Below are 2,118 nucleotides of genomic sequence, written 5' to 3' on the forward strand. Positions count from 1 at the left end.
CCTTATTCTTATTATAGACATGGACTCTTTACAAAAATTGATGATAATTTATCTAATGACGGTGTTGAAACATTAAATGCAAGATACATAATTGGATACTCTAATAGTCATGCTAAAGAACTATCTAAAAATAAGAATCTAGCAAGATTTGGATCTAGTGATTCTCATTTTATAAAATCAATAGGAGATTGCTATACAGAAATTGATTGTGATTGTAATGTGGATGATATTTTAGATGCAATACAAAAAAAGAAAACAACACCTAAAGGAAAGAAAACATCTAATTTTAGAGTATTGGGAAATGTTATAAAACGTAAATTAAAAAGATCTAAAACCATACCTAATGAGGTATCAGAAATAGAACAATAATATGGTTTTTATCAAATGCCAACAATAGATCAATTTTTACCAACAACAATTCAGAACATATTTTTCTCAGGATACACAGTTTTTAACACTTTAATTTATGGAATAATATTAATTATCATATTATTTTTAATATTAAAATTATTTAATCACCTAAAAATTAATCCAAAAGAAATAATTTATTCTTTAATTCCTTTCATATTTTTTGGAACAATTATTCGTGCATTAGTAGATAATAATGTTTATCCAAAAACAATGTTTTTAATCACCCCTGGAATATATTTTTTAGTGGGTATTTTAGCTATTAGCTCCCTTTTAATAGGTTATTATTTAAATAAAACAAAAAATTTAGATTACAGATACACAATATTTTTAATAGGATTAACAATACTAATAATTCCACTATCAAAAATTCCTAATTTTAATATAAATTCAATATCATTAATTATTATAATCTGGTCAATATTAACAATAAGTTTTTATATACTAGGGAAAAAATGGAAATTATACAATGATAAATTAAATCTATCAATTTTATCCGCACATCTATTAGATGCAAGTTCTACTTTTATAGCAGTGGATTATTTAGGTTATTACGAACAACATGTCTTACCAAATTTTATCCATTTTTATATAAACACTGCTGCAACAATGATTCCATTGAAAATTATTATAATAACATTTGCATTATATATAACTGACAAATACATTGATGATGAAAATATTAATGGACTATTAAAATTAACAATCTTTGTATTAGGACTAGCACCAGGTTTGAGAAATATAATAACAATAGCAATAAGTAGTTTTTAAATAATTTGTAAATTAAACTTATAACAAAATTTAAATAATGTAAAATATACAAAAATGAGGAATTATTGTGTATACTATAGACATCAATAGATTAAAGAAACAAATGGACATTGCAGATCAGATAAATCTATTTGACACTACATTAAGAGATGGAGAACAAGCACCTGGAATAGCATTAACACCTAGTGAAAAAATCAAAATTGCTGAAAAATTAGATAAATTAGGTGTTAACACTATAGAAATTGGTTTTCCGATAGTTTCTGAAGGGGAAAAAGAAACAGCACGAAAATTAAGTAAATGTGGATTAAATGCAGAATTATGTGGATTATCCCGAGCTTTAAAAAAAGATGTAGATGCAGTATTAGATTCTAATTTAAATTATATTCATACATTCATAGGAACATCCCCCATTCACAGAGATTATAAATTAGGAATGTCTAAAGAAGAAATTATTGAAAAAACGGTTAAGACAATTGAATATGCAAAAGATCATGGTTTAACTGTGGAGTTTTCTGCAGAAGATGCTACAAGAACAGAACTAGACTACTTATTAGAAGTTTATAAAGCGGCAGAAGAAGCAAAGGTTGATGTAATTAATATTCCAGATACTGTGGGAATATTGGTCCCTATAACAACTAAAGAGTTAATTAGGCAATTAAAACCTAATATAAATGTTCCATTAAGTGTACACTTTCATAATGATTTTGGTTTAGCCGTAGCAAATTCAGTTATTGCTATAGAAGAAGGAGTTAAACAAGCTCATTTAACTGTTAATGGAATAGGTGAAAGAGGAGGAAATGCATCATTAGAAGAATTTATTATGACCCTTAAAATAGCTTATGGAATAGATTTAGATGTTGATACCACAAAATTATATAATTTATCTGATTTTGTTAGCAAAATAACTGGATTTAATTTATCTCCAAATAAACCAATTGT

2 protein-coding genes and 1 pseudogene are annotated in these 2,118 nt (G+C 25.7%); all 3 read left to right on the forward strand.

All coding sequences use genetic code 11. The annotated features are described in order from the left end of the window. A partial coding sequence (locus BP769_RS00605; protein WP_413861780.1) for a PHP-associated domain-containing protein occupies nt 1-369 on the forward strand: 369 nt, incomplete at its 5' end. Between the two features lie 15 nt (nt 370-384). Beyond that, a complete protein-coding gene (locus BP769_RS00610; protein WP_409198299.1) occupies nt 385-1,179 on the forward strand; it encodes a DUF63 family protein in 795 nt (264 codons plus the stop codon). A 67-nt stretch (nt 1,180-1,246) separates the two neighbouring features. After that, nucleotides 1,247-2,118 (forward strand): annotated as a pseudogene (locus tag BP769_RS00615) (2-isopropylmalate synthase); the annotation flags it as partial.

It is taken from the genome of Methanobrevibacter sp. UBA417, from assembly GCF_002508845.1.
Taxonomy (GTDB): Archaea; Methanobacteriota; Methanobacteria; order Methanobacteriales; family Methanobacteriaceae; genus Methanobrevibacter_A; species Methanobrevibacter_A acididurans.